At 61.9% G+C, this 1,076-nt stretch carries 1 protein-coding gene and 1 pseudogene; one reads left to right on the top strand and one right to left on the bottom strand.

Annotated features, from left to right (window positions below; genetic code table 11):
• Positions 1-163, bottom strand: a pseudogene (locus AC1DY5_RS56760) (IS5/IS1182 family transposase); the annotation flags it as partial.
• A gap of 157 nt (positions 164-320) precedes the next feature.
• Here AC1DY5_RS56760 and AC1DY5_RS56755 point away from each other — a divergent pair.
• Positions 321-1,076, top strand: a 756-nt coding sequence (locus tag AC1DY5_RS56755) for a FadR/GntR family transcriptional regulator (RefSeq protein ID WP_478122891.1), incomplete at its 3' end; no start/stop codon positions are given.

Genomic DNA, 1,076 nt, shown 5'->3' with positions numbered 1-1,076 from the left:
CATTGCTGCCGCGTCCCGCGTATTGCCGCACCAGCTCACTCAGGTCCAACTGGTCGATCACCTCCACGACAAAGCGGGCCAGGTGATCCTGCGGTAGCCATTCATCAACCGACGGCGGCAGCAAGTAGGCGGTGTCTCGATCTACGGCAATGAAGCGGCTCATGCAGTGGAGGTCTATTTAAACTGGCGCGATTGTCCAAGCCGCCGCCCACTCGGGGTAGGCGGGAAAGCCCGACACGCTCCTAGAGCCCACTTGCGTCCACTGCAATCCTTGGATTCCCGGTTTGTCCGTAACCGTCGGTTTGTTGGACGGCGTACCAATGGGCGTTGAACTCGCGGCTGGACGGTGCACGTGGCTAGGGATTACCCATTTGACACCAGTTCGCGAATTGATGATATTTATGATCATTAATTCGCTTTACGCCATGTCCAATGCTCCCAAGCCCAAGCCCCAGCTCCCGCGCAGCAAGCGCGTCAAGCGCTCCGACCAGGTGGTTGAGAGCATCAAGCGTTGGATCGTCCAGACGAACCAGCAGGTGGGCAACAAGCTGCCCCAGGAAAAAGAGCTGATCGACCAGATGGGCGTGTCGCGTGGCACGGTGCGCGAAGCGCTGGCGGCGTTGCAGGTGCAGGGGCTGGTGGCCAACAGCACCGGCCCCAACGGGGGCGCCACACTGACGCAGACCTCGTACGGCCAGTGCCTGGAGGCAGTGTCCAACTTCCTGTACTTCCAACCCGTCGACATCGCGATGCTGTACGCGCTGCGGCGCGTGGTCGAACCCGAACTGGCCGCCAACGTGGCCACGCGCCTGACCGAGGTCGATCTCGCCGACTTGGAGGCATTGATCGGTCCCAGTCACCCGGCGCACGGCGGCAGCGAAGACTGGAACGAGCGGCGTGAGACGGACCTTCTTTTTCACGACCGTCTGGCCGACGCCTGCAGCAGCCCCTTGCTGGCGTTGGTCTGCCGCCTGCTCAACGACATCATCCGCCGCGTGATCATCGTGCGCAACGCGCTTCCGGATTTCGACCGTTTCGACGAGGAAGTCATGCACAGCCACGCTGACTTGCTGCTG

This window comes from Variovorax sp. P4_D9 (assembly GCF_056401695.1).
The sequence above is the reverse complement of the archived record's forward strand: the minus strand, read 5'-3'. Positions and strand labels throughout refer to the sequence as shown.